Source organism: Azospirillum formosense, assembly GCF_040500525.1.
GTDB lineage: Bacteria > Pseudomonadota > Alphaproteobacteria > Azospirillales > Azospirillaceae > Azospirillum > Azospirillum formosense_A.
Window position 1 is genome coordinate 31563 of record NZ_CP159403.1, and the last position, 24160, is coordinate 55722.

The 24160-nt window shown below is 71.0% G+C and carries 24 protein-coding genes; 13 read left to right on the forward strand and 11 right to left on the reverse strand.

The genetic code is table 11. The annotated features are described in order from the left end of the window. Window positions 1–19: 19 nt before the first annotated feature. From ABVN73_RS13315 to ABVN73_RS13330, 4 genes are read right to left on the reverse strand one after another with little or no spacing between them, the layout of a single operon-like run. On the reverse strand, window positions 20–1696 hold the full coding sequence (locus tag ABVN73_RS13315; protein WP_353860154.1) for a methyl-accepting chemotaxis protein: 1677 nt from the start codon (window positions 1694–1696) through the stop codon (window positions 20–22). Beyond that, entirely contained in the window at window positions 1693–2382 is a 690-nt protein-coding gene (locus ABVN73_RS13320) for a chemotaxis protein CheW (RefSeq protein ID WP_353860155.1), read from the reverse strand. Before ABVN73_RS13320 ends, ABVN73_RS13315 begins: the two co-directional genes overlap by 4 nt. Continuing rightward, window positions 2382–3848, reverse strand: coding sequence for a protein-glutamate O-methyltransferase CheR (locus ABVN73_RS13325; RefSeq protein WP_353860156.1), 1467 nt, complete (start codon window positions 3846–3848; stop codon window positions 2382–2384). The genes ABVN73_RS13320 and ABVN73_RS13325 overlap by 1 nt, the downstream gene beginning before the upstream one ends. Further along, entirely contained in the window at window positions 3845–4387 is a 543-nt protein-coding gene (locus ABVN73_RS13330; RefSeq protein WP_353860157.1) for a chemotaxis protein CheW, read from the reverse strand. The genes ABVN73_RS13325 and ABVN73_RS13330 overlap by 4 nt, the downstream gene beginning before the upstream one ends. 320 nt (window positions 4388–4707) lie before the next feature. Between ABVN73_RS13330 and panD the strand changes: the two genes are divergently transcribed. The 3 genes from panD to ABVN73_RS13345 all read left to right on the forward strand — a co-directional run bounded on the left by panD (window position 4708) and on the right by ABVN73_RS13345 (window position 6245). Beyond that, window positions 4708–5142, forward strand: a complete 435-nt coding sequence (gene panD, locus ABVN73_RS13335) for an aspartate 1-decarboxylase (protein WP_353860158.1) — start codon at window positions 4708–4710, stop codon at window positions 5140–5142. Between the two features lie 181 nt (window positions 5143–5323). Then, entirely contained in the window at window positions 5324–5566 is a 243-nt protein-coding gene (locus ABVN73_RS13340) for a hypothetical protein (RefSeq protein WP_353860159.1), read from the forward strand. Between the two features lie 70 nt (window positions 5567–5636). Further along, a complete protein-coding gene (locus tag ABVN73_RS13345; protein WP_353860160.1) occupies window positions 5637–6245 on the forward strand; it encodes a hypothetical protein in 609 nt (202 codons plus the stop codon). Here ABVN73_RS13345 and ABVN73_RS13350 read toward each other — a convergent pair. From ABVN73_RS13350 to dacB, 4 genes are all read right to left on the reverse strand, one after another. Then, a complete protein-coding gene (locus ABVN73_RS13350; protein ID WP_353860161.1) occupies window positions 6200–7222 on the reverse strand; it encodes an endonuclease/exonuclease/phosphatase family protein in 1023 nt (340 codons plus the stop codon). The genes ABVN73_RS13345 and ABVN73_RS13350 overlap by 46 nt on opposite strands. Further along, on the reverse strand, window positions 7219–8040 hold the full coding sequence (locus ABVN73_RS13355; RefSeq protein WP_353860162.1) for a class I SAM-dependent methyltransferase: 822 nt from the start codon (window positions 8038–8040) through the stop codon (window positions 7219–7221). Before ABVN73_RS13355 ends, ABVN73_RS13350 begins: the two co-directional genes overlap by 4 nt. 5 nt (window positions 8041–8045) lie before the next feature. After that, window positions 8046–8678, reverse strand: a complete 633-nt coding sequence (locus tag ABVN73_RS13360) for a chemotaxis protein (RefSeq protein WP_353860163.1) — start codon at window positions 8676–8678, stop codon at window positions 8046–8048. A gap of 237 nt (window positions 8679–8915) precedes the next feature. Next, a complete protein-coding gene (gene dacB, locus ABVN73_RS13365) occupies window positions 8916–10367 on the reverse strand; it encodes a D-alanyl-D-alanine carboxypeptidase/D-alanyl-D-alanine-endopeptidase (protein ID WP_353860164.1) in 1452 nt (483 codons plus the stop codon). Between the two features lie 166 nt (window positions 10368–10533). Between dacB and ABVN73_RS13370 the strand changes: the two genes are divergently transcribed. Then, window positions 10534–12411: an FHA domain-containing protein gene (locus ABVN73_RS13370; RefSeq protein ID WP_353860165.1), complete on the forward strand. Its 1878-nt coding sequence runs from the start codon at window positions 10534–10536 to the stop codon at window positions 12409–12411. On the opposite strand, the gene ABVN73_RS13375 is transcribed toward ABVN73_RS13370, so the two are convergent. After that, window positions 12401–13114: a 4'-phosphopantetheinyl transferase superfamily protein gene (locus ABVN73_RS13375; RefSeq protein WP_353860166.1), complete on the reverse strand. Its 714-nt coding sequence runs from the start codon at window positions 13112–13114 to the stop codon at window positions 12401–12403. The two genes, ABVN73_RS13370 and ABVN73_RS13375, sit on opposite strands and share 11 nt — an antisense overlap. A 96-nt stretch (window positions 13115–13210) precedes the next feature. Here ABVN73_RS13375 and ABVN73_RS13380 point away from each other — a divergent pair, with 96 nt between their 5' ends. The 9 genes from ABVN73_RS13380 (at window position 13211) to mnhG (ending at window position 22398) form a co-directional block, all read left to right on the forward strand. Then, on the forward strand, window positions 13211–14194 hold the full coding sequence (locus tag ABVN73_RS13380) for a phosphoribosylaminoimidazolesuccinocarboxamide synthase (protein WP_353860167.1): 984 nt from the start codon (window positions 13211–13213) through the stop codon (window positions 14192–14194). Continuing rightward, complete coding sequence (locus tag ABVN73_RS13385; protein ID WP_353860168.1) at window positions 14194–15138, forward strand: D-2-hydroxyacid dehydrogenase family protein; 945 nt, start codon at window positions 14194–14196, stop codon at window positions 15136–15138. Before ABVN73_RS13380 ends, ABVN73_RS13385 begins: the two co-directional genes overlap by 1 nt. Window positions 15139–15646: 508 nt before the next feature. After that, on the forward strand, window positions 15647–16135 hold the full coding sequence (locus tag ABVN73_RS13390) for a PTS sugar transporter subunit IIA (RefSeq protein WP_353860169.1): 489 nt from the start codon (window positions 15647–15649) through the stop codon (window positions 16133–16135). Between the two features lie 115 nt (window positions 16136–16250). Continuing rightward, window positions 16251–19229 (forward strand): monovalent cation/H+ antiporter subunit A, encoded by a 2979-nt coding sequence (locus ABVN73_RS13395; RefSeq protein WP_353860802.1) that lies wholly within the window; start codon window positions 16251–16253, stop codon window positions 19227–19229. Next, the gene (locus tag ABVN73_RS13400) at window positions 19229–19573 is read left to right on the forward strand and encodes a Na+/H+ antiporter subunit C (protein ID WP_145689519.1); all 345 of its coding nucleotides are present in this window, start codon (window positions 19229–19231) and stop codon (window positions 19571–19573) included. The genes ABVN73_RS13395 and ABVN73_RS13400 overlap by 1 nt, the downstream gene beginning before the upstream one ends. Window positions 19574–19584: 11 nt before the next feature. Continuing rightward, window positions 19585–21216, forward strand: a complete 1632-nt coding sequence (locus tag ABVN73_RS13405; protein WP_353860170.1) for a monovalent cation/H+ antiporter subunit D — start codon at window positions 19585–19587, stop codon at window positions 21214–21216. Further along, window positions 21213–21701 (forward strand): Na+/H+ antiporter subunit E, encoded by a 489-nt coding sequence (locus ABVN73_RS13410; RefSeq protein ID WP_353860171.1) that lies wholly within the window; start codon window positions 21213–21215, stop codon window positions 21699–21701. Before ABVN73_RS13405 ends, ABVN73_RS13410 begins: the two co-directional genes overlap by 4 nt. Next, window positions 21698–21979, forward strand: a complete 282-nt coding sequence (locus ABVN73_RS13415) for a K+/H+ antiporter subunit F (RefSeq protein ID WP_237905482.1) — start codon at window positions 21698–21700, stop codon at window positions 21977–21979. The genes ABVN73_RS13410 and ABVN73_RS13415 overlap by 4 nt, the downstream gene beginning before the upstream one ends. After that, window positions 21976–22398: a monovalent cation/H(+) antiporter subunit G gene (gene mnhG, locus ABVN73_RS13420; protein WP_353860172.1), complete on the forward strand. Its 423-nt coding sequence runs from the start codon at window positions 21976–21978 to the stop codon at window positions 22396–22398. Before ABVN73_RS13415 ends, mnhG begins: the two co-directional genes overlap by 4 nt. A 20-nt stretch (window positions 22399–22418) precedes the next feature. On the opposite strand, the gene ABVN73_RS13425 is transcribed toward mnhG, so the two are convergent. After that, window positions 22419–22841, reverse strand: coding sequence for a VOC family protein (locus ABVN73_RS13425; RefSeq protein WP_353860173.1), 423 nt, complete (start codon window positions 22839–22841; stop codon window positions 22419–22421). 145 nt (window positions 22842–22986) lie between these two features. Beyond that, window positions 22987–24159: a porin gene (locus ABVN73_RS13430; RefSeq protein WP_353860174.1), complete on the reverse strand. Its 1173-nt coding sequence runs from the start codon at window positions 24157–24159 to the stop codon at window positions 22987–22989. Window position 24160 lies beyond the last annotated feature (1 nt).

Genomic DNA, 24160 nt, shown 5'->3' on the forward strand with positions numbered 1-24160 from the left:
CCGCGTGCCGTCGTCATGGTCACACGCGGTAGTTCCGCACGGCCTCGACCAGACCCTGGCCGAGATCGTTGAGGTTGGTGGCGGCCCCTTCGAGCTGGCGGGTGCCGGCGGCGGTCTGGCTGCTCGCCTCGCGGATGTTCTGCAGCGCCTGGATCACCTGCTCCAGGCCGATCTGCTGCTGGTTGGTGCCGGCGACGATCTGCTGGAAGGCGAGCACGCTCTCCTGCACGCTCTCGGCGAGGTCGCGGATGGTCGACTGGGTGGCGTCGGTCTGGCGCTTGCCGGCGCCGACGCGCTTCACCGCCTCCTCCGTCAGCATGACCGAGGCGTTGATGCCGTGCTGGATCTCGCTGAGGTTGGAACGGACCTGGGCGGTGGCCTCCTTGGACTGGTCGGCGAGGCTCTTGATCTCGCTCGCCACCACGGCGAAGGTCCGGCCGTGCTCGCCGGCGGCGGCGGCCTCGATGGCGGCGTTCAGGGCCAGCAGGTGGCAGCGCTCGGCGATGTCGTTGACGGTCAGGATGATCTCGCCGATCGCCTGGGTGCGCTCCGACAGGATGACGATGTTCTCGGCGACGGCCTCCGCCTGCTCGCGGATGGCGTCCATCGCCTGGTTGGTGTCCTCCACCGCCTTCAGGCCGGTCTCGGAATTGGAGGCGGCGACCTGGGCGTTCTGCGCCACGTCCTGGGCGCGGCGGTTGATCTGCGCGCCGGACTCGGTGATCTCGCTGAGCGTCGCGGTCGTCTCCTCGACCGCGGCGAGCTGCTGGGCGACGCTGGCCGCCTGCTGCTGGGTCGAGGCGCGGATCTGCGCGGTGGCGGCGTGCATGCTCTCCGCGGTGGCGCGGGTGGTCCTGGCCATGCTGCGCAGGTTGCCGGTCATCTCGTTCAGGTGGGTGCCGAGTTCGGCCAGCTCGTCGTCGCCGGGCACGACCACCGTCTTGGTCAGGTCGCCCCTGCCCACCTGGGTCACGTAGCCGATGGCGGTGCCGAGCCGCCTGGTGACCGAGCTGCCGATCAGGATGGCGATGGCGACGGCCAGGGCGACCACGATGATCAGCGCCAGGATCGAGGAGCGCACCGCGTCGTCGTAGAGCGAGCGGATGTTCTGGCGTCCGGCCTCCGACAGGCGGCTGATGTCGCTGTGCAGGTCGGACAGCTGGCCCGCCATGGCCACCCGCATCTCCTCCACCCGCGTCAGCCGCGCCAGCGCCTCCGGCTCGGTCCCGGCGGCCACCTTCTCCATCAGCGTGTTGGCCTCGTCGAGCATGCGGTGCGAATACTGGTCGAAGCTGTTGATCTGGGCGACCAGCTCGCCCCAGATGCGGCGGCGGTCCTCGGTGGTGCCCTCCTCGGCCCGTTCGGCGGCGATGCGCTTCAGCTTGTTGACCTGGTCGAACATGATCATCGAGCCGTCGCGGTAGCGCTGGCGCAGCTGCGTGATGTCCGGCACGCCGCCCTGGATCTGGGCCAGCGCCGCGGCGTGGGTCGCCGCCTCGCGGAGGCTGCGCAGGTTGCTTTCGGTCACCTCGATCTCGCGCACCGCCTCCGACACCTGGATGTCGTAGGTGGCGATGCCCATCATGACCTTCATGCCGTCCGCGAACCGCATCATCTGGAACGCCGCCAGCAGGCCGGTCAGCAGGCAGACGACCCCGAAGCTGAGCATCAGCTTGTGCTTGACCTTCAGTTTCATTCTTCTTTCATGCTCCTCAGCGTCTCCAGGATCGCCGGCACGTCCAGCACGGCGACGCGGCTCCGGGTGATGGCGGTGACGAAGGGCCCGGCCTCGGGCGGGGCCTTCAGGCTGCTTTCCAGTTCCGTCACCGTGTCCACGGTGCGCAGGCGCAGCGCCACCGGCCGCTCCCCGCCGCGCAGCACGACGGCGAAGCCGCCGCCGGCGGGAACGGCGTTGCGCCCGCACAGCCGGTCCACGTCGAACAGGCGCATCACGCGCCCGTCGATGGCGATCAGCCCCAGCAGCTCCGGCGGCGCGTGGGGCACGCGGGCCACCCGCGGCAGCGGCACGATGCGGGACAGGTGGCGCAGGTCCAGCCCGTACGACCCGTCCGCGCCCCGCCCGACCAGCAGGGCGACGGGCGCCTCGGCCTCCGCCGCGGCGTCGGCCTCGTCGGCGGAGGGGACGCGCGCCAGATCCTCGGCGCGGCGCAGCAGCAGAGCGTCGGCCCAGGCGCCGCCCGGCGCCGCGGCCTGCTCCGTATCCCGGCCCTGGCGGGAGATGCGCGCGCGGACGGCGGCCCAATCGATGCCGCCCTTGGCGAGACCGCCCGTATCGATGCCATCCATGGCCTTGGCCGGCTCCCCAGCCAAGGTCCCGGCCTGATCCCCGGCCGGTCTGCCGCTCGCGCTCCGCTCGTCCATCACGGCTCCTCACCCGAGAACCAGAGGTCGATCATGCTGCGCAGCTCGGCCACGGTCAGGCCGCCGCCCTCGGCCACCAGCTCCGTCGCGTCGTGGGCGGCGACGGTGGCGCGGGCGTTGCGGAAATGGCGCTGCGCCGGGGCCAGCTTGCCACGCCGCCAATAGGCCAGCGCCAGATGATAGTCGGCCAGCGCGAAGTCCGAATCCAGATACAGCGCCCGCTTGAAGGCGGCGATCGGGTCGCCGACCCCCAGCTCCTCCTCCAGCAAGCCCAGCCGGTAATGGACCACCGGGTCGAGGCGGTTGCGCTCGGCCAGCGCGATGCAGGCGTCCAGCGCCGTCGCCCGGTCGCCGTCGACCACGGCGGGGCTGTCGGCCGTCGGGGGCGCTGCCGTCGGCGGGGCGGGAGTCGGCGCGGGCTTCGCCGCCGAGGCGCGCAGCCGCGCCGCGGGAGCCATCGCCGTGTTCCGCTTCTTCGCGGTCTTCGGGTCGGCGGTCTTCGGATCAACAGGCTTTGCTTCGGCGGCCTTCGGCTCGGCGAGCGTGGGGGGTGTGAGGATGGGAGGCGTCGCCGGAGGGACCGCCGGGAAAGCCGCCGGGGGGGCGGCGCCGGGGCGCGGCTTGCGGTAGATGGTGGCGCCCGGCACCGGCACGGGGGTGAACAGGCTGTTGACCTGCTGCCCCGTCTCGGCGTGGCCGACCACCAGCCAGCCGTTGGGCACCAGCACGTCGTGCAGGTTGTTCAGCAGGCGGGTGCGCGTCGGCTCGTCGAAATAGATCATGACGTTGCGGCACAGCACGACGTCCAGCGCGCCCAGCCCCCGCGGGTAGTTGGGCAACGGCCCGTCGACGAGGTTGAAGACGGAGAAGCTCGTCCATTCGCGGAAGCGCGGCTTGACCGACCACAGCTCGCCCTGCCGGTCGAAGCATTCCGCCAGGACCGCCGGGTCGAGCCCGCGCACCGCCCAGTTCCCGTAGACGCCGCGCCGCGCCGTTTCGATGAAGCTGGCGTTCAGGTCGGTGCCGACGATGCTGACCTGCCAGTCGCGCAGCTGCTCGGCGAAATGCCGCTTCAGCAGGATCTCCAGCGTGTAGGCCTCCGGCCCGATCGAGCAGCCGGCGCTCCAGATGCGCAGCAGGCGGCTCTCCCGGTTGCGGCGCAGGCATTCCGGGATGGCGACGGCGCACAGCGCCTCGAACTGCTCGGCGTAGCGGAAGAAGAAGGTCTCGCCGACCGTCAGCTCGTTGATGAGCGCCTGGTACTCCGGCCCGGTCGGCCCCTCCCCGGCGAGCTGCGCCAGATAGGCGGCGAGGCCGAGGGTCGGCTTGTCCGACAGGCGGCGGTTGATGCGCTCCGCCAGGGCGGCGTCCTTGTCGGCGTAGTAGGCGAGCCCGGTCGCCCCGATGACGGCGGCCTTGATCCGGGGAAAGACGGGGTCGCGCAGGATGGCGTCGATGCGGTTCATCGCGCCGTCCCCCCGGCGGCCCCGGCCGTCCCCTCCACCGCTTCGGCGGCGCCGAGCCGGGCCAGGCGCTCGTCGGCGATGGCCTGGAAGGCGGCGAGCAGCCGGTCCTCCGCCTCGGTCAGCAGGCGGGACGGGTCGATCACCGTGGCCGTGCCGGTGCCGTGGGGAATGGTCGCCACGGCGCAGCCGTTGAAGGACAGGCCGGGATCGGCCGCCGTCCGCTCCGCGTCGGGGACGGGCAGGATGTTGAACACCCGGTCGGCCAGCAGCGCCAGCGGCCGGCCGTCCCAGTCGGTCAGGAACAGCGGCGCGTACAGCTCCGGCGGCGCGGCCTCGAAGCCGAACAGCAGGTCGAGCCGCAGGACCGGGACGGCGCGGCCCTGGTAGCGGAACAGGCCGGCGACCAGGGTGGGCGCCGCCGGCGGGCGGTCGAGCCGGGGCAGCGGCAGGAATCGGCGCACGGACTCCGCCGGCAGGGCCAGTGTCCTGCCGGAGACGGAAAAGATCACGTACCGTGTCGCGGATGCCGTCGCAGCCATCGCGGGCGCACACCTTCCTCTATCAGTTGTCGGGCCTGTGCCAGTTGCCGGGCGCGGGAAGCGCCGCCGGACCCTGGACCCTATTATTGGGTGACGCCGGGGGGCTTGAAACCGGCGCAGAACATGCCGCATCGCACCCGGGATGGAAATACCACCAAAGGCAAAAGCCTCAGCCCAAGGTGGCGGTATGACGCCGGTCATACAGCGGACGCCGGAACGCTTGCTGTTTTCGCAATTGCGGTTACAAACATCCCGGTCGCCGTCCGGCCCCGCGGCCGCCGATCAACAGCCATTGCCAGCCGCACCGTCCGGAGGGGATCATGATCAAGGTTGTCCGAGCAAAACTGCATTGCCTGCGCGTCACCGACGCCAACCTGAACTATCAGGGGTCGATCACCCTCGATCCGGAGCATTGCGAGGCGGTGGGGATCTACCCGCTGGAATTCGTGGAGATCTGGAACAAGAACTCCGGCGCGCGGATCAGCACCTACGTGATCTACGGCGAGCGCGGCTCGCGCTGCTGCGTGCTGAACGGCTCGGCGGCGCGGAGCTGCCAGCCGGGCGACGAGGTGATCATCGCCGCCTCCTGGTACTGCCAGCCGACGGAACTGGCGACGCTGCGGCCGCGGGTGCTGACCTTCAACGCCGACAACGGCATCGACCGCTCGCTGACCTACGACGTGACGGCTCTGGACGGCGGCCGCTTCGATTTCGCGATTCGCGAGGGTGTCTTCCTGGAGCCGGAACCGGCCTGACCCGTCGGTTCCACCGTCCCGCAAACAAAAGCAGCGGCCTCGCGCGGGTCCTCGCGCAAAGCGAGCGCATCGCCGATTTGCACGTGACTTGCGAGGAGCGGTCCGTGAGTCCCACTTGAACGCGCGGCAATTTTTGCCTACTCTACCTGGGTGGGAGTGCGGACAGCGAGGAGTGCGTGTCATGGGCGTCAGCGGCATAGGGGGCTATCAACAGCAGGCCTTCACGACACCGTTAAGCAGCGGCCCGGCGGCCCTGCAGCAGACCCGGGGAACCGACGCGAACCAGCAGGCCCAGAAGGCCGAAGAGGATCGCCGCCAGCAGGTCCAGGCCCAGGACCAGCAGGCGCAGCAGAGCCAGCAGGCCCTGGCGTCGGGCGGCAACACCACCCCGACCCGCGGACAGAACCTCAACATCACGGTCTGATCGCGCGTCGTCCAATCGGGGCCCGCCCGGCCGGTGCGGGGCCGGGTCCGCAGGGGAAAGGCGGCCAGCCATGGACATCCGAAGCGTTTCCGGCATCCAGGCGAACCGGCCGACTCCGGCATCGGCGGTTCCGACGCCGCAATCCGCGGCCGATGCCGCGGCACCGACTTCCCAATCCGCGTCCGGCGTTGCGGACCGACCCACCGCCCCGGCGTCCCCGTCCGATCCGGTGGTGGTGGCCGGCGGCTACATCAGCCCGGTCCTGCGCTACGACCAGGGCGCCCGGCTGGCCGTCATCTATTTCCGCGACCGGTCGTCCGGCGAAACCCAGAACCAGATCCCGGCGCAACAGGTGGTGGAGGAATACCGCCGCACCGCCAGCCGCCTGGGCGTCGCGACCGATGGGGCGGCGGGCGGCCACGACACCGGCAAAGCGACCGCGGCATCCGGCGGCACCGCCACACCGGGCGGCGCCGGACGGGTCGTCGGGTCGGGGTACGGCGCCGCCGAGTCGAGCGGCGCCCAGTCCACCGGATTGCCGGCCACCGGATTGCCGGCCACCGCAACGCCGCCCGCGACGGGCGCCGGTCCGGGGCTCACCGGTTCGGCTGCCGCTCCCCGTGTCGCGGGGGCCTACGGCGCCGGTTCGCCGGGCGCCATCGTCTCCGTCACCGTCTGATCCGGCAGTTCGAAGCGGGCCACCAGCGGCGCGTGGTAGCTTTCCGGAGAATGGCTGACCGTGGCGTGGGCCACCAGCTCGTCGCCCAGCGCCTCGTTGTGGATCTCGGCGGAGCGGAACCAGCCCAGCAGGGCGCGCGACACCAGCAGATGGTCGAGCATCACCGCGTCGCCGCCGTGCAGCACGGTGAAGCGCCGCTCCTCCGGGACGGAGCGCTCCAGCGGTACCAGCGACCGCCCGGCGAGATGGCCATTGCCGGTCTCATCGAGGTCGGCGCGGATGATGCGGACGGGGGTCTGCTCGATCTCGGCGTTGAGGTCGCCGGCCACCAGGATCAGCGCCTGCGGGTCGGCGTCGAACACCCGCTCCACCGCCAGCCGGGCCTCCAGCGCCTGGCCGGCCCGCTTGATCGAGGCGAGGTAGAAGCCCTCCGCCCAGCCGCCGACGCTCTTCCAGGTGGAGGCGTTCTTCTTCTGCCCCGGCACCGGCGCGGCGATCGGCGCGCGCAGATGCAGGTTGAAGACGTGCAGCCGCCGGCCGCCGGGCAACTCGATCTCGCCGTGCAGCACCGGGCGGTCCCAGCTCACCGCGTCGCCGCCGGGCTGGGCCGGGTCGGCGGTGACCATGCGGACCTGCGGGGAGGGCACCAGATCGTGCCGGTACTGCCGCGCCGCCAGGATCGGCCAGCGGCTCACCAGCACGAGGTTGTGGCGGTCGGCCAGCCTGGTCCCCTCGCCGCCGGAGGTCCGGTGGAAATCGGCGTAGGGGCCGCCCTCCAGCAGCCGGTTCAGAGCGCGCAGGGTCCGCGGCTCCCCCTTCGCGTCGCGCTGGCCGTTGACCTCCTGAAGGCACAGGATGTCGGCGTCCAGCCGCTCCAGCTGCGGGCGCAGCACGGCGGCGCGCTCCTCGAAGGACAGGTCGCCGGTGTCGTCCAGGCTTTCCAGGTTGAAGGTGGCGATGCGGATGCTGCGGCTCATGACCCCTCCCCGGACGCCCGGCCCGCCGCGGCGCGCGGGCGAGCCAGGAACAGGTGGTTGCGGTTGATGCGCCGCCGCCGCCGCCGGTGCGCGCTCAGCATCGCCGTGGAGGCGACGAGCGTGGCGTCCAGCCCGGACTCGGCCATGCGCCGGGGGGTATCCGTACCATAAATCCGGTAGTGATAGGGATGGCCGAAGGCGGCCAGCCGCTTGGCGGGGGTGTCCATCGCCGGGTCCTCCCGCGTCGGCCCCTTCGGATCGTAGGGGAACAGCAGGACGGCGCGGCCCGAGGGCTTCAGCACGCGGGCGATCTCGCGCAGCGCGGCGCGGTCGTCGGGGACATGCTCCAGAACGTGGCTGGACAGAACGAGGTCGAACCGGCCGTCCGGAAAGGGCAGGTCGGTCAGGTCGGCCTGCACGTCGGCGGCCGGGTTGAAGCGGTCCAGCGTGACGTAGCGCCGGCCGTGCCGCGCCCGCAGCAGCGGCTCCAGGCAGGGCTCCGGGGCGGTGTGCAGGATGCGCAGCGACCGTCGCAGCACGTCCGTCCGCTCCGCCAGGAAGCTCCACAGGAAGCGGTGGCGCTCCAGCGACCCGCAGTCCGGGCAGCGGGCGTTGCGCCGCCCGCCCAGGCCGAAGGGCAGGAAGCGCGCGGCCTCCCGCCCGCAGAGCGGGCAGAGCAGCGGCCCGGCGGCGGGGATCAGGCCGCGGGCCCCCTCGTAGCGCGGGCGCTCGTACAGCGACTCCCGCCGGTAGACGGCGGCCTCGTCGAGATTCTGGTCCGCGATGGCGGGCAGCAGGCGGGACAATCCATGGAGCATGGGGATCAGAACAGCTCCACGTCGCCATCGATCCCGGTCTTGCGCAGCCGGTCCATGAAGGAGGACTCGGACCGCGCGATGTCCCGCACCGTCTCCTCCCCGATCAGGCGGCGCTGGGTGCGGCCCGAGGTGGGGTAGAAGCGCACCGCGCGGGCCGCCGTGCCGCCGACGTCCCAGCTCATCGTCGGGATGCCTTCGGCCGCCAGATACTCCATAACGAACTCGACGTTGCGCTGGCCGATGCCGGCGCTGCGCGGGGCGCCGTTCACGCTGGCCCCGCCGAAGATCTTGGCGCGCAGCCGGTCGCGCCGCCCTGTCGCCCCCAGCAGCCGGTTGATGAGCTGCTCCATGGCGGCACTGCCGTAGCGGGAGGAGATCGACAGCCGGTCGCCGTTGTGGTCGGGCAGCAGGAAGTGGTTCATCCCGCCGATCGCCGCGACGGGATCGAACAGGCAGGCGGCGATGCAGGAGCCCAGCGTCGTGGTGATGACGACGTTCGGGTCGTCGCTGACCACGCAGCCGCCGACCACGATGTTGACCACCTCCGCGCCCAGCTGCCGGTCGTGGTAGCGGTTGGCCGCGATGTCCGGTGTGTCGGAACCCTGCTGGAGTCGGCGCGCGCGCGGGGTGATCGGCATCCAGAACCTCGGTGGGACATTCGGTCGCAGTGTACAACCGACCGTCACCCTTCGCCAAGCGCCGCGGTTGCGGGTGCCATTGCCCCCTCTCCCGCCCCGGGAGAGGGAAGGGGCCCACGCCGCAGGCGTGGGAAGGGTGAGGGTCGTTCGAGAATCAGCGCCTTGATTCTCGAACGACCCTCACCCGCCCGCTGTCGTGGGCCCCCTCTCCCGGGGCGGGAGAGGGGGGAAGGCCCGTCACAAGCCGGCGATCCACAACGCCAGCAGGTCGGCCTGGAGCTTGCGGGAGCGGGCCAGCCAGGCGCGGGCCTCCGGGGGGATCTCCGCGATGCGGCGGTCCATCGTGCGGTCCATGGCGGCGCGCCGCTCCTCGTCGGTGACGAAGAAGGCGAAGCCGAGCGTCCGCCCGCTCGCCGTCGTCAGCGTGCCGGCCAGCGCCTTGGCGTAGGCCAGCGTCCCCGACTTGGCGCGCACGCCGGGGGGCAGGGCCTTGCCCTCGTCCTCGCCGGGCAGAAGGGCCAGCACCGCCGGGCCGGCGCCCTGGATCAGCGCCATGGTCTGGGCCGGGGTGATCCGCGACGCGGCGCTGAGCCCCGAATGGTTGAGCAGCCGCAGCCCTGTCCAGTCGGTGCGCGGGGCCGCCAGCATGGCCGGAGCGGTCAGCACCGCCGCCGACTCCGGCAGCGTCCGCACCGCCGGGTCGAGCTGCCGCGCGGCGGCCAGCCCGATCAGCTCCGCCGACAGGTTGTTGGAGTAGCGCAGGACCTGCCGGGCCAGGACCTCCAGCGGCTCGCTGCGGTGCAGGGCGGCCAGCGTGGCGGTCGGCGGCACCGCGCCGGGGGCCGGGGCGGGCAGGACGATCCCCGCCTCCGCGGCCAGACGGCGGAAGACGTGGGCCGCCGCCAGACCGGGGTGCGTGACCGGAAGCCACAGGCTGGCCGCCATGCCCGGCTGCGGGGCGAAGCGCCAGTGCTCGCCTTCCGCTGCCCCATCCGTGGCGGTGAGCGGGGTAAAGGCGGCGCCCACTCCGGCGCCGAGCTGCACCGTCACGCTGTCCAGCGGCACGCGCCCGGTGTCGGACACCGACCAGGCGCTGACCCGCACCGGCTGGCCGGCGGCGGCGGGGCGCGCCCAGTCGAAGCGGAAGCGGTTGAAGTTCAGCGACAGCGCCCCGACCCCGGTGTTGTAGCCGGCGGTCCAGGGCTGCCCGGCGTCGATCTCCGCCAGTTCGGGCAGGGCGGAGGTGTCGTAGAGGAAACGCCCGGTCACCCGCGTGACGCCCAGCGCGCCGAGGTCGCGCAACAGCTCCGCCAGCCCTTCGCTGGACAGCGACGGGTCGCCGCCGCCCTTCAGGATCAGGTCGCCGTCGAGCACGCCGTTCCCCAGCCGTCCGGTGACGTGCAGCGTGGTCTCGAACCGGTGCTCCGGTCCCAGCACCGCCAGGGCGGCGGCCATCGCCGGCAGCTTGGCGACGGAGGCCGGGACGAAGGGCTTGGCCGGCTGCCGCTCCGCCAGCATGGCGCCGCTGTCCGGGTCGAACAGCACATAGCCGACGTCGTCGGCGGAAAAGCCATTGCGGGCGATCGCCTCGCGGTCGTCCGGACCGGTGGCGGCCATGGGGGAGGCGCAGGCCGACACCGCGGAGACGCAGGCCAGCAGGAGCAGGATGGAGAAGGTGTGAATCCGCATGATGCGCAGTCTAGCGCAACGCGCCGCCCCGCATCCGCGCCAATCGTTGGCCGGGCCCCGATCAGGACGGGGGTGGGCCAGGAATCTTGCTGCGCGGACAGTCCGCTTACCGTACGATGAAGTCCTCGTAAGACGCCACGCCTCTGGGGAATGAGTTGAAAAGCCCATGATGTCACGGCGCCGCAGCGTCACGTTCGAAGTGGTCGTCGAGCAGGGCGGCAAACCCAACATCGACGGGGTTTTTGCCGACGAGCCCGCAGCGCGGGAGCGCGCCGCTTACCTGCTTCGTCTTGCGAAATTTCCGGTTGTCCGGATTTTGAAGGTGAATCAGGCGGGCAAGGAAGAGGTCATCTTCCAGAAGTCCACCTCCGGTGGCGGCACGCCGACCACCATCTCCCCCATCGACGAGGCCGACGTCGGTCCCGCCACCCTGTGCACCGACGCGTTCCAGCTCTTTTCCTACGAGAGCCGGATGCTGCTGCTGCGCCTGCTGCGCGGCTATTGGGACGATCAGGCGGTGATCCCGGCCGAGCAGCTCCACCGCTACTACCCGCTGCGCTACTTCGAGCGGGAGGCCCTGCTGTTCAACCCGGCGGTCAGCCGGCTCGCCACCCTTCAGGCGCCCCTGCTGGGCGTGAAGCCGTTCGACCGCCACGACCAGCTGATGCGGATGTTCGCCCGGCTGAAGGAGATGGCGCAGGCGTCGGACGCGCTGGCGCCCTTCGACGCGGCGCTGGCCCGCGGCGGGGTGGGCGGCCTGCTGGCGGCGGCGGCGGAGCGCCCGCCCGAGGAGCGCGACCGGCTGGTCACCCACGCCTTCGCCGCGGTGCTGGAGCCCTGCCGCGACTGGCCCGGCAAGGTCAAGGCGCTGCTGCGCTTCCACCGCGAGGACGGGGAAGAGGAGGCGAACCGCCGCCTGCTCGACCAGATGCTGGCGGAGACGGTGGACGGGCGGGAGCCGGTGCGCGCGCTGATCGGCTACGCGCCCGACCTGGGGGCGGCGCTGCACAGCCTGATCGCGGCGGTGCACGGCGACCTCGACGACCGGTTGCCCCACACCGATGAGCTGCTGGCCCTGTCCAACGCGCTGGGCGGCGGTGGGTTCGACGAGACGCGCAAGGCGCTGCTGCGCCGCATCCAGGGCGGTCTGGCCGGCCTGACCCCGCTGACCCGCACCGGCGCCGTCGCGGAGGGCAAGGCCTTCGGAGTCATCGTCGACCGGCTGACCCATTTCGATGGCTTCCTCGGCGGCGCCGGCATGGCCGAGGCGCTGACCCGGCGCGCCAAGACGGTGTGGAGTCACGGCGGGCAGGACGCGTCCTTCGACACGGCGGTGCAGCGTCTGGCCACCCGCCTGCCGGCGCCGGCGCAGCGCATCGGCTATCTGCTGGACCTCGCCACCAGCCCCTTCGGGCGCAACAAGCTGAGCGTCCTGATCCGGCAGGTCGCCACCGAGTTCGAGAGCATCACCTCGGCCCGCGAGCTGGTCGCCCCCGGCGTCAGCTCGGACGACGTGCGCGGCGGGCTGGGCCGCCGCCTGCGCGCCGCCGGCATCCCCCGCGCGCTGGCCGAAGGGCTGATCGCCAAGATCGCCGCGATTCCGGACGCCGAACGGTCGCTCGGCATCCCCTTGCTGGCCGCTCCCGCCGGGGAGGCCGTGACGCGGGCGACCGAGGAGACGGTCCTTTTCGAGGTGTCGAAGGCGGCGGCGGAGCGGCTGGTGCTGTTCTGGCGCGGCCAGACCCGGTCGATTCCGGAGGACGGGACGCAGATCGTCGTCGGGCGTTCGTCGCAGTGCCAGTTCGTCCTCGACATCGCCTCGGCCTCGCGGCGGCACGCGGCGGTGTCGCGCCAGGACGGCGTCTTCGTGGTGGAGGATCTCAGCCGCAACGGCACGCAGATCGCCGTGCCGGGCGTGGCCGAGCCGCGGCGTCTGACGCCGGGCGAACCGCTGCCGCTGCCGCCGCGCGGCGAGATCGTCATCGGCTCGACGGAGCTGGGCGAGGAGCCGGCGCGCATCGCCTGGGAAATCGTCAAGCGCTGAAGGCTTCGTCCAGCGGGCGGAACACGGTGCGCCAGCCGCCGCCGCGCACCGCCAGCGCGCCGACCAGCCCCGGCGCCGGGCGCAGGTCGAACAGCGACCAGTCCGCGGCACTCCCGGCCTCCAGCGCGCCGTCCAGGCTCAGCAGGCGGGCGGGGCGGCCCGGCACCAGCTCCACCGCGAAGCGGTCGAGCGGCGTGGACAGCCCCTGGCCGGTCGCCTTGATGAAGGCTTCCTTGCGGGTCCAGCCGTTCAGGAACGCCTCGTCGCGCAGCGCCTCGGGCAGGGCGGCGAAGGCGGCGCGCTCCTCCGGCGCGAAGAAGCGCTCGGCGATTCCGGCGGCGTCCGGGACGGACCGCAGCCGTTCGACGTCCACGCCCAACTCCACCGTCTCATGGGGAGCGATGGCGATCAGCACGTGATCCTTGCAGTCGGCGAGGTTGAAGGCCGGGCCGCCGGGCAGGGAGGGCTTGCCCATCGGCCCATAGGCGAAGGCCAGGGCCGCCGGGTCGCGGCCGACCACCCGTCCGAGCAGATGGCGCAGCAGCCCGCGCCGCAGCGCGCAGCGGGCGCGCAGCGCCTCCGTTGCGAAACGGGCGGCCCGCGCCGCCTCGTCGGGGGAGAGCAGGGCGCGGAACTCCTCCAGCCGGTGCGCCAGCCCGCGCAGGTCGGCATAACAGAGTTGAATTTCTCCCGTTTCCCGCATCGGATGTCCCCATTCCCCGGATTCGGGACTATAACCGCGCTGGCCCCGCGCGGCGATTGCGCTATCATGCGCCTCCCTTTTGCCGGATCTGGAATCATGGTCGATACCGCTCAGCTTGCTCCGCATCTGTCCAACGTCGTCAAGGACGCCGCCATTCCCGAGCTGCCCAACCACTACCGGGGCAAGGTGCGCGAGAATTACGACCTTCCCGACGGGCGGCGCGTCATCATCGCCACCGACCGGCTGTCGGCCTTCGACATCATCCTGACCGCCATCCCCTTCAAGGGGCAGGTGCTGACCCAGATCGCCCGCTACTGGTTCGAGGCGACGAAGGACCTCTGCCCGAACCATGTCCTGGAATACCCGGACCCCAACGTCGTGGTCGCCAAGCGGCTGACCATCATGCCGGTGGAGATCGTGGTCCGCGACTATCTGGCCGGCACCACCGGCACCTCGCTGTGGACGATGTACAAGAAGGGCCGGCGCGAGATGTACGGCCACGTCTTCCCCGACGGGCTGCGCGAGAACCAGAAGCTGCCCGAAACGATCATCACCCCGACCACCAAGGCCTTCGACGCCGGCCATGACGAGGAGCTGACCGCCGCCCAGATCGTCGAGCGCGGGCTGCTGACCCAGGCCCAGTGGGACGAGGTGACGGCGAAGGCGCTGGCCCTGTTCGCCCGCGGGCGCGAGATCGCGGCGGCGCGCGGCCTGATCCTGGTGGACACCAAATACGAGTTCGGCTTCGACGAGGCCGGCAACATCATCCTGGCCGACGAGATCCACACGCCGGACAGCAGCCGCTACTGGTTCGCCGCCAGCTATCCGGAGCGGTACGAGGCCGGGCAGCGCCCGGAGAGCTTCGACAAGGACTTCGTGCGGAGCTGGGTGACCCAGCGCTGCGACCCCTACAAGGACGCCATCCCGGAGATCCCGGCGGAGGTCGTGCTCGAGGCCGCCCGCATCTACATCGAGGCGTTCGAGACCATCACCGGCCAGACCTTCCAGGTTCCCACGGACGTCACGCCGGCGGTGGAGCGCATCCGGGCCAACCTGGCGCCGTACGTCGCGACGCCGTGATGAAGATCGCCATCCTCGACGATTACCAGAACGTCGCGCGCGATCTGGCGGAGTGGCATCGCCTGCCCAACGGCAGCGCGCTGACGGTCTTCGAGCGGCCGATCCCGGCGGCGGAACTGGCGGGCACGCTGGCTCCCTACAGCGTCCTGGTGATCATGCGGGAACGCACGCCGTTCCCCGCGTCGCTGATCGACGCGCTGCCGAACCTGCGGCTTCTGGTCACCACCGGGGGGCGCAACAACGCCATCGACCTGGAGGCCTGCAAGGCCCGCGGCATCACCGTCTGCGGGACCGGCATGGTCGGCACCCCGACGGCGGAGCTGACCTGGGGCCTGATCCTGGCGCTGGTCAAGCGCATCCCGCAGGAGGAGCGCGGCCTGCGCGCCGGGCGCTGGCAGGCCGGCCTGACCCAGGGGCTGGCCGGCAAGCGCCTCGGCCTTGTCGGGCTGGGCAAGCTGGGCACCCAGGTGGCGCGGGTCGGCCAGGCCTTCGGGATGGAGGTCGCGGCCTGGAGCCCCAACCTGACCGACGAGCGGGCCGCCGCCGCGGGCGTCGCCCGTCTGGACAAGCGCGACCTGTTCGCCACCTCCGACATCGTCAGCGTCCATCTGGTGCTGGGCGAACGGACGCGCGGCGTGGTCGGGGCGGAGGACATCGACGCGATGAAACCCTCCGCCTTCTTCGTGAACACGTCGCGCGCCGGTCTGGTGGATGGGGACGCCCTGCTGGCGGCCCTGCACGAGCACCGTATCGCGGGCGCCGGTCTGGACGTCTTCCCCGTGGAGCCGCTGCCGGTGGACAGTCCCTGGCTGGAGGCGCCGAACACGGTGCTGACGCCGCATCTGGGCTATGTCACCCGCGAGAACTACGACGTCTTCTACCGCGACGCGCTGGACGACATCCTCGCCTGGCACGCGGGCGAGCCGGTGCGCATGCTCGCCTGAGGCACGATGGCGCCGCCCCGCCCCTCCTCCATAGTGTGGAGGAGGGGCGGGGCGGTCCGGACGGGCACAGGCCGTTGATGTTTTTGCAAAGTCCCATGCCCTGACGGCATCGGTTTTCCGGGCGTCGACGCGCGCGATGCGTCCCGCTTCGCTCGTCCGTTTTTCGCCCCCGCAGCGCGGATTGTGGGATTACAGCCGCGGCCAAGACGTAGATGGAAGGCGCCCCCGCCACTTGCGGGGCGCGACTCCATTCCCAAAATGGGTGGGGAGGCTCCAGGCAAGGGCGGGAGAGGAACGAGGCGTTTTGCGGGGCGCGGGCCTGACCGGGGCTGCACGTCCGCGGGGTGGGGCGGCCACCGGTCCGGGCAGCGGTCGACGCCGTGGGCGTTGGCACTGTGGACAAGGCGTGCCGAATTTGATTGGAAGTCTGTTGGTTCACGGCCATCCCGGCACGGACCGCGGACGGCCGGGACGGGAGATTGAAGGTTTGCCACCCATGGAGACAGGAATGAACATCTCGGACCTCTTGTCCGCACACAACGTCATTCTCGATGCCGGGCCGGCCAACAAGGAAACCCTGCTCGACCTTCTCGCCACCGAGGCGGCCAGCCGCATCGGGACCCCCAAGGAAGAGATTTTCAAGGCCCTGCTGGCGCGGGAGCACATCGGTTCCACGGCGTTGGGCAAGGGCGTGGCGCTTCCCCACACGGAGCTGCGCGGGACCGAAAGCCCGCTGGTGCTGTTCGCCCGGCTCCGCAAACCCATCGATTTCGAGGCCCGCGACGACGAGCCGGTGGACCTGTTCTTCCTCGTGCTCTGGCCGACCGCGACCCGCAAGGGCCTGCTGCCCGTCATGGGCGAGATCTGCCAGGCCCTGCGCGACCCGCAATCCCTGCGCAAGCTGCGCCAGGCGGAAACGCCCGACGCGGTGGTTCAGCTCGTCCGGCAGGCGCTTCCCCCCAACGCCGAGCGGGAGCTTGACGACGACGATTTCTGACCGAGCGACTTCTGGCCGGCGCGGCGAGGGACCCCCATCCTTCCTATATTCGTAAAGCCGACAGTTCTCTGCATTTTGGCCCCTCCGATTGCCCGAGACTCCCTTGTCACAGACCATGTCCGACGCCCTGTTGCTTCTGGCCGCCACCGGCCTTCCGTTCGCCGGCGCGATCGTTGCCGGGATGTTGCCGACGCACGCGCGCAACACCGCGGCGTGGCTGGCCGGTGCGATCGCGATGACCGGGCTGGGTCTGGTGTGGGCCGCCTACCCGACGGTGGCGGCGGGTGGGGTGATCCGCCATTCGATGGCCTGGATGCCGTCGCTCGGCCTCGATTTCGTGCTGCGGATGGACGGCTTCGCGTGGCTGTTCGCCGGTCTGGTCTTTGGGGTCGGCGCGCTCGTCGTGCTGTACGCGCGCTATTACATGTCGGCGGACGATCCGGTCCCGCGCTTCTTCGCGTTCCTGCTGGCCTTCATGGGGTCGATGACGGGGGTGGTGCTCTCCGGCAACCTGATCCAGATCGCCTTCTTCTGGGAGCTGACCAGCCTCTTCTCCTTCCTGCTGATCGGATACTGGCACCACACCGCGGCGGCGCGCGACGGCGCGCGCATGGCGCTGACCATCACCGCGACGGGCGGGCTGTGCCTGTTCGCGGGGGTGCTGCTGCTCGGCCACATCGTCGGCAGCTACAACCTCGACGTCGTTCTGGCCTCGGGCGACAAGATCCGCGAGCACGCGCTCTACCTGCCGGCGCTGGTCCTGATCCTGATGGGCGCGCTGACCAAGAGCGCGCAGTTCCCGTTCCATTTCTGGCTGCCGCACGCCATGGCGGCGCCCACCCCCGTCTCGGCCTACCTGCATTCGGCGACCCTGGTGAAGGCCGGCGTCTTCCTGATGGCCCGGCTGTGGCCGGTGCTGGCGGGAACGGAGGCGTGGTTCTGGATCGTCGGCAGCGCCGGTCTGGCCACCCTGCTGATCGGCGCCTATGTGGCGATCTTCCAGAACGATCTGAAAGGACTTCTGGCCTATTCGACCATCAGCCATCTCGGGCTGATCACGCTGCTGCTCGGGCTCAACAGCGAACTCGCCATGGTCGCGGCGATCTTCCACATCCTCAACCACGCCGCCTTCAAGGCGTCGCTGTTCATGGCCGCCGGCATCATCGACCATGAGACGGGAACCCGCGACATCCGGCGCCTGTCCGGCCTGAACCGCTTCATGCCCTTCACAACGCGGCTGGCGATGGTGGCGGCGGCGGCCATGGCGGGCGTGCCGCTGATGAACGGCTTCATCTCGAAGGAGATGTTCTTCGCCGAGACGCTGACGGCCCAGGGGTCCGTGACCTTCCTGCTCGACATCCTGCCCTTCGCCGCGATGGTGGCGAGCGCCTTCGCCGTGGCCTATTCGCTGCGCTTCATCCATGGCGCCTTCTTCGGCCCCGACCCGGTCGACCTGCCGCACCTGCCGCACGAGCCGCCGGCCTGGATGCGCCTTCCCGTCGAGATCCTGGCGCTGGCCTGCATCATCATCGGCCTGCTGCCCGCGGCCACCGTGGGGCCGTACCTGGACATGGCGGCCCACGCCGCGCTCGGCGCCGCGACGCCCGAGTACAGCCTGGCGGTCTGGCACGGCTTCAACACGCCGCTGGTGATGAGCCTGCTTGCGCTGGCGGCCGGCGTGACGCTCTATTTCCTGCTGCAGCCGCTGTTCCGCCGGAACATCGAGGGCCCGCCCTTCATCAGCCGGCTGGAAGGCCGCCGCATCTTCGAGCGCAGCATGGTCTTCCTGTCCTGGCGGCTCGCCCGGTCGCTGGAGGGTCTGCTGGGCACCCGGCGGCTGCAGCCCCAGCTCCGCCTGGTCGTCTGCGTCGCCATCCTGGCCGGGGGCTGGGCGGTCTACCGGCGCGGCCTCGGCCCCGGCAATCTGGTGCCGCAGGGCATCGATCCGGTGCTCGCCCTGATCTGGGTGATCGGCGCGGCCTGCGCGCTGGGCGCCGCGTGGCAGGCCAAGTTCCACCGCCTCGCCGCGCTGATCCTGCTCGGCGGCACCGGTCTGGTCACCTGCGTCACCTTCGTCTGGTTCTCCGCCCCCGACCTCGCGCTGACCCAGCTGCTGGTCGAGATCGTCACCACCATCCTTCTGCTGCTCGGCCTGCGCTGGCTGCCCAAGCGGCTGCCCGGCACCGGCACGTCGGAGGTGATGCGGACGGGCCGCCGCCTGCGCGACCTCGCCATCGCCATCACCGCCGGGCTCGGCATGGCCGGGCTGGCCTTCGGCGTGATGACCCGCTTCCCGCCGGAAATCCTGGCGCAGCATTTCCTGGAGCGCGCCTACACCGAGGGCGGCGGCACCAACGTCGTCAACGTGATCCTGGTCGATTTCCGCGGCTTCGACACGCTGGGCGAGATCGCCGTGCTGGGCGTGGTGGCTCTGACCGCCTACGCGCTGCTGCGCCGCTTCCGCCCGGCCCCCGACAGCGTGGACGTGCCGGAGCAGCAGCGCGACCAGAGCGCCTACGACATCGCCCGGCCGGAGCGGCGGGAGGGCGACACGGTGGCCGACTGGCTGCTGGTTCCGTCGGTGATCGCGCGCCTGCTGTTCCCGGTGGTCGGCATGGTCGCGCTGTTCCTGTTGCTGCGCGGCCACGACCTGCCCGGCGGCGGCTTCGCCGCGGGACTGATGGGCTCCATCGCCATGATCCTGCAGTACATGCTGGGCGGAACGCAGTGGGTGGAGGCGCGGCTGCGCGTGCTGCCGCTGCGCTGGATGGGCCTCGGGTTGCTGCTGGCCGCCGGCACGGGCCTGGGCGCCCTGCTGTTCGGGCGGCCCTTCCTGACCACCTATTTCGCCTACGCGGACCTGCCGCTCATCGGGAAGATTCCCACGGCGAGCGCGCTGCTGTTCGACATCGGCGTGTTCGCGCTGGTCATCGGCGCGACCATGCTGACCCTGATCGCGCTGGCCCGCCAGTCGGTCCGCGGCCACCGCGCCGCCGCACCCCGCGCCCCGGCGGCGAGCGCCCCCGCGGCGCCCGCTCCGGCCGCCCCCGCGGCCCCGACCGGCGCGCCGACCGCCGCAACCGGAGACGATTGATGGAACTTATCCTCGCCCTCGGGATCGGGGTGCTGACGGGCTCCGGCGTCTGGCTGCTGCTGCGTCCCCGCACCTTCCAGGTCATCATCGGCCTGTCGCTGCTCTCCTACGCCGTCAACCTCTTCATTTTCTCGACCGGCGGCCTGCGCACGGGGGCGGCCCCGGTGCTGGAGCGCGGCATGGCCGGCAGCCTCGCCAGCCACGCCGACCCGGTGCCCCAGGCCCTGGTCCTCACGGCCATCGTCATCAGCTTCGCGACGACGGCGCTGTTCCTCGTCCTGCTCCTCGCCGCGCGGGGCCTGACGGGAACCGACCATGTGGACGGTAAGGAGAAGTCCCGGTGAACGGGTGGCCAATGAGCGCTTGGATAAATCATCTGGTGATCGCGCCGATCGTCATCCCGTTGCTGGTCGGCGCCCTGCTGATGCTGATCGACGAGCGGCGGCGGGCGCTGAAGGCCACGCTCGGGGTGGCGTCGGCCTCGGTGCTGCTGGCGCTGGCGGTGCTGCTGCTCTATCTCACGGACCACACCGCCACGGGGGCGGACGCCACCGTGCGCGTCTACCGGCTGGGCGACTGGCCGTCGCTGTTCGGCATCGTCCTGGTGCTCGACCGGCTGTCGGCGATGATGCTGGTGCTGACCGGCATCCTGGGGCTGTCCGCCCTGGTCTTCGCGCTGGCGCGCTGGCAGAAGGCGGGCGCCCATTTCCATTCGCTGTTCCAGTTCCAGCTGATGGGGCTGAACGGCGCCTTCCTGACCGGCGACCTGTTCAACCTCTTCGTCTTCTTCGAGATCATGCTGGCCGCCTCCTACGGTCTGGCCCTGCACGGCTCCGGCCTCGCCCGCGTGCGCGCCGGGCTGCATTACATCGCGATCAACCTGGCGGCGTCCCTGCTCTTCCTGATCGGGGTGAGCATGATCTACGGCGTGTCCGGCACGCTGAACATGGCCGAGCTGGCCGTGCGCATCGCCGGGGTCGCTCCGGAGGACCGCGGGCTGCTGGAGGCCGGGGCGGCGATCCTCGGCGTCGCCTTCCTGATCAAGGCGGGCATGTGGCCGCTGGGCTTCTGGCTGCCGAACACCTACACGACGGTCGGGGCGCCGTCGGCCGCGATCATCTCGATCCTCAGCAAGGTCGGCATCTACGCGATCATCCGGATCTGGCTGCTCATCTTCGGCGACAGCGCCGGGGCCTCGGCGGGCTTCGGCGGGCACTGGCTGCTGATCGGCGGGGTCCTCACCATCGCCTTCGGCTCCATCGCGGTGCTGGCGACGCAAAATCTGGCGCGGCTGGCCGGGGCCAGCGTGCTGGTCTCATCCGGCACGCTGCTGGCCGCCATCGGCGCCGGGCAGGCGGCGGTGACCGGCGGCGCGCTGTTCTACATGACCAGCTCCGTCCTGGCGATCGCCGGGCTGTTCCTGCTGATCGAGCTGGTCGAGCGCGGCCGCATGGTCGGCGCCGACGTTCTGGCGGTGACGCGCGAGGCCTTCGGCGAGGGCGAGGACGAGGAGTCGGACGATGACGACGCCATCGGCGTGTCGATCCCGGCGATCATGGCGATCCTCGGCATCGCCTTCATGGCCTGCGCGCTTCTGCTCGCCGGCCTGCCGCCGCTGTCCGGCTTCCTCGCCAAGTTCGCCATCCTGGCGCCGATGCTGGCGCAGGGGGCGGAGGGGCTGCCCTTCACCACCTGGGCGCTGATGGCGGCGCTGATCCTGTCCGGTCTGGCGACCGTGGTCGCGATGAGCCGCACCGGCATCGACGTCTTCTGGGCGTCGCCCGCGGGCGAACTGCCGCGCGTGCGCCTCGTCGAACTCGGGCCGGTCATGCTGCTGCTGGCGCTGTGCGTGGCGCTGACCGTCCAGGCCGGTCCGGTGATGCGCTACATGGAGGACACCGCCCGCTCGCTGCACGGGCCGGAGCGCTACGTCCAGGGGGTGATGACGCCCGCGGCGCCGGGGACCGGCAAGGGGGTCGCGCCATGAAGCGCTGGTGGCCTTACCCGCTGCTGACCGCCGCGCTCGTGGCGATGTGGCTTCTGCTGACCGAGAGCGTAGCGCTCGGCTCCATCCTGATGGGCGGCGTCCTGGCGACCGTCGCGGTCTGGGGATTCGCGGCGCTCGACCCGCCGGGCGGCCGGCTGAAGCGGCCGCGCGCCGCCGTCGCGCTGGCCGCGCTGGTGATGGGCGACATCGCGCGTTCCAACCTCGCGGTCGTCAAGATCATCCTCAACCCGCGCAAGACGGACCGGGTGTCCGGATTCCTCCACATCCCGCTCGACATGCGGGCGCCCTACGGTCTGGCGACGCTGGCCTGCATCATCACGGCGACGCCGGGGACGATCTGGGTGGAGTACAATTCCGCGAACAACACCATCCTTCTCCACATCCTCGATCTGGTCGACGAGAGCACCTGGATCGACACCATCAAGGGACGGTACGAGAAGCGCCTGATGGAGATCTTCGAATGACCGCCACGCTGCTGCTCTGGTCGATCTTCCTGGCGCAGATCCTGCTGGTCGTCGCGATGGCCTGCGCGACGTACCGCGTGCTGCGCGGGCCGCGGGCGCAGGACCGCGTGCTCGGGCTCGACACGCTGTACGTCAACGCCACGATGCTGCTGCTGACCTTCGGCATCCGCACCGGCAGCACGCTCTATTTCGAGGCGGCGCTGATCATCGCGCTGCTCGGCTTCGTCGCGACGGCGGCGCTCGCGAAGTTCCTCATGCGCGGAGAGGTGATCGAATGACGCATCTGGCCGACCTGCCCGCCTGGGCGGCGATCCCGGTGGCGCTGCTCCTCCTGCTCGGCGCCTCGCTGGCGCTGATCGGGTCCATCGGGTTCGTGCGGCTGCGCAGCTTCTACGAGCGCGTCCACGCCCCGACGCTGGGCACCACCATGGGCATCGGCTCCGTGCTGCTGGCCTCGATGCTGTGCTTCACCGTCCTGCAGTCGCGGCTGGTGCTGCACGAGCTTCTGATCGCCGTCTTCATGGTGGTGACCACGCCGATCACGCTGATGCTGCTCGCCCGCGCCGCCCTCTACCGCGACCGCAGCGAGGGCAGCGACGGCGTGCCGCCGGCGCCGCCGGCGCAGACGACGGCATCCTCGGCCGCCGTCCCCCCGGCTCCCGCTCCCTTGGCCCCGGACGCCGCTCCGCCGGTGTAGGGTTTCCGGCCGAGCCGGCGTCAGGTCGCCTCGACCTGGGCGAACATGCCGGAGTCGTCGGTGAAGCTCTTGAACTCCAGCCCGTTGCCCGACGGGTCGAGGATGAAGAAGGTCCCCTGCTCCGACGGCTTGCCGGGGTAGCGGATCTGCGGCTCCAGGAGGAAGGTCGCGCCGGCGGCCTCCAGCCGCTCCCGCAGCGCGTCCCAGACCGGGCGCGGCAGCACCGCCCCGAAATGATGCAGCGGCACCGCCTTGCCGTCGACCATGCTGGTCTCGGCCGAGCGCGGCTCGGACGAGCGGTGGGCGGAGATCTGGTTGCCGAAGAAGTCGAAATCGATCCACCGCTCGGTGGAGCGCCCTTCGCGGCAGCCCAGCACATCGACGTAGAAACGGCGGGTTTCCTCGATGTCCCGGATGGGAAAGGCGAGATGAAACGCGAACACCGGCGCACCCTTTTGACGTTGATTCGGGTGGCCAGGGTAGACCGCGCTCCGTGGTGCCAACAAACGATTTAAGCGGGGGTCGATCGCGCGAAAACGCTGCGGCCCCGGTCCGCGATGCGAACCGGGGCCGCGTCGCCCGGCGCGATCAGAAGGACAGACGGGTGTCGAGCATCACGATGTGCGCGCGGTCCTTCAGGTCGCCGCCGTCGGGACGGCCCGCCTGCAGGGTGGACCGCACATAGTCGTACTCCAGCCCGGCGGTGAAGCCGGGGGCGACGGTCCAGGTGACGCCGCCCTGCCAGATGTCCGCCTTGCTCGGCGTGGACATGGTCGCGCTGTCGTTGCCCAGCGCCCGCAGGTAGTTGGCGGCGAGCAGCAGCGGCCCGGCGCCGTACTGCGCGCCGAAGATCCAGTTCTGCTGCGCCCGCGTCTGGGCGAGGCCCTCGGCGTAGCCGCTGTCGCCGCTGTAGGCGTAGCTGGCGCCGACCTTCACCGGACCGTAGCCGACGTTGGCGCCGACATGGACGGAGTTCAGGTCCTCGAAGGACTGGCTGACGACGCCGTCGGTCTGGCGCACCGCCTTGCCGGTCGCGTAGAAGGCGCTGCCCTCGACGCTGACCTCGCCGACCGCGGTCTGGAAGGCGCCGCCGACCTCGACCACATCGCGGAAGGACAGCAGGTCACCCAGCGCGTCGGTGGTGCGGCGGTTGACCGACGCGTTGGAGTCGCCGCTGCGCGGCATGTAGGACACCGCCGCCGACAGGCCGCCGAAGCTCGGCGTGATGTAGACGAATTTGGTCCCGGTGTCGTAGGCGATCAGCGTGCGCAGGCTGGTGGCGGCCAGCGGCAGGGCGCCGAAGGTCGAGGAGCCGTTCAGGAACAGGATGCCGTTGCTGTCCGGGCTGCCCGCCACGCCTTCCACGTTCGGGCCGATCATCCCGTATTCGTCCGACAGGCCGTTGATGACGCCGGCCTGGATCGTGCCGAAGCCGCCGTTGGCGAAGAGGAAGGCGCGGTCGTTCTCGATGTTGCGGGTCGAGACGGTCGGATCGCCGTTGCCCGCCACGATGCGCAGCCGCGCGCCGTAGGTCAGGCCGTTGTCGGCGGTGGCCGTCGGGGTGACGACCAGACGGTAGCGGTTGGCGAACTCGCGCGAGCGCAGGCCCTCATCCCGGTCCTGGCGGATGTAGGCGCCCTGGAAATAGGCGTCGCCGCCGAGGATCAGGTCGAAGCTCGGCTCGGCCAGGGCCGGAGCCGACGTCAGGGCGGCGAAGGCGGTGCCGGCGAGAGCGGCGGCGCGAAGGGAGAAGGCGTTCATG

Coding starts and splice junctions, on each gene's coding strand:
- mnhG (WP_353860172.1), top strand. CDS start 21,976: ATGACGCATCTGGCCGACCTGCCCGCCTGGGCGGCGATCCCGGTGGCG.
- ABVN73_RS13330 (WP_353860157.1), bottom strand. CDS start 4,387: ATGGCTGCGACGGCATCCGCGACACGGTACGTGATCTTTTCCGTCTCC.
- ABVN73_RS13360 (WP_353860163.1), bottom strand. CDS start 8,678: ATGCCGATCACCCCGCGCGCGCGCCGACTCCAGCAGGGTTCCGACACA.
- ABVN73_RS13400 (WP_145689519.1), top strand. CDS start 19,229: ATGGAACTTATCCTCGCCCTCGGGATCGGGGTGCTGACGGGCTCCGGC.
- ABVN73_RS13375 (WP_353860166.1), bottom strand. CDS start 13,114: ATGCGGGAAACGGGAGAAATTCAACTCTGTTATGCCGACCTGCGCGGG.
- ABVN73_RS13415 (WP_237905482.1), top strand. CDS start 21,698: ATGACCGCCACGCTGCTGCTCTGGTCGATCTTCCTGGCGCAGATCCTG.
- ABVN73_RS13350 (WP_353860161.1), bottom strand. CDS start 7,222: ATGAGCCGCAGCATCCGCATCGCCACCTTCAACCTGGAAAGCCTGGAC.
- ABVN73_RS13395 (WP_353860802.1), top strand. CDS start 16,251: ATGTCCGACGCCCTGTTGCTTCTGGCCGCCACCGGCCTTCCGTTCGCC.
- ABVN73_RS13430 (WP_353860174.1), bottom strand. CDS start 24,159: ATGAACGCCTTCTCCCTTCGCGCCGCCGCTCTCGCCGGCACCGCCTTC.
- ABVN73_RS13390 (WP_353860169.1), top strand. CDS start 15,647: ATGAACATCTCGGACCTCTTGTCCGCACACAACGTCATTCTCGATGCC.
- ABVN73_RS13315 (WP_353860154.1), bottom strand. CDS start 1,696: ATGAAACTGAAGGTCAAGCACAAGCTGATGCTCAGCTTCGGGGTCGTC.
- ABVN73_RS13405 (WP_353860170.1), top strand. CDS start 19,585: ATGAGCGCTTGGATAAATCATCTGGTGATCGCGCCGATCGTCATCCCG.
- ABVN73_RS13385 (WP_353860168.1), top strand. CDS start 14,194: ATGAAGATCGCCATCCTCGACGATTACCAGAACGTCGCGCGCGATCTG.
- panD (WP_353860158.1), top strand. CDS start 4,708: ATGATCAAGGTTGTCCGAGCAAAACTGCATTGCCTGCGCGTCACCGAC.
- ABVN73_RS13370 (WP_353860165.1), top strand. CDS start 10,534: ATGATGTCACGGCGCCGCAGCGTCACGTTCGAAGTGGTCGTCGAGCAG.
- ABVN73_RS13345 (WP_353860160.1), top strand. CDS start 5,637: ATGGACATCCGAAGCGTTTCCGGCATCCAGGCGAACCGGCCGACTCCG.
- ABVN73_RS13355 (WP_353860162.1), bottom strand. CDS start 8,040: ATGCTCCATGGATTGTCCCGCCTGCTGCCCGCCATCGCGGACCAGAAT.
- ABVN73_RS13410 (WP_353860171.1), top strand. CDS start 21,213: ATGAAGCGCTGGTGGCCTTACCCGCTGCTGACCGCCGCGCTCGTGGCG.
- ABVN73_RS13320 (WP_353860155.1), bottom strand. CDS start 2,382: ATGGACGAGCGGAGCGCGAGCGGCAGACCGGCCGGGGATCAGGCCGGG.
- ABVN73_RS13340 (WP_353860159.1), top strand. CDS start 5,324: ATGGGCGTCAGCGGCATAGGGGGCTATCAACAGCAGGCCTTCACGACA.
- ABVN73_RS13380 (WP_353860167.1), top strand. CDS start 13,211: ATGGTCGATACCGCTCAGCTTGCTCCGCATCTGTCCAACGTCGTCAAG.
- dacB (WP_353860164.1), bottom strand. CDS start 10,367: ATGCGGATTCACACCTTCTCCATCCTGCTCCTGCTGGCCTGCGTCTCC.
- ABVN73_RS13325 (WP_353860156.1), bottom strand. CDS start 3,848: ATGAACCGCATCGACGCCATCCTGCGCGACCCCGTCTTTCCCCGGATC.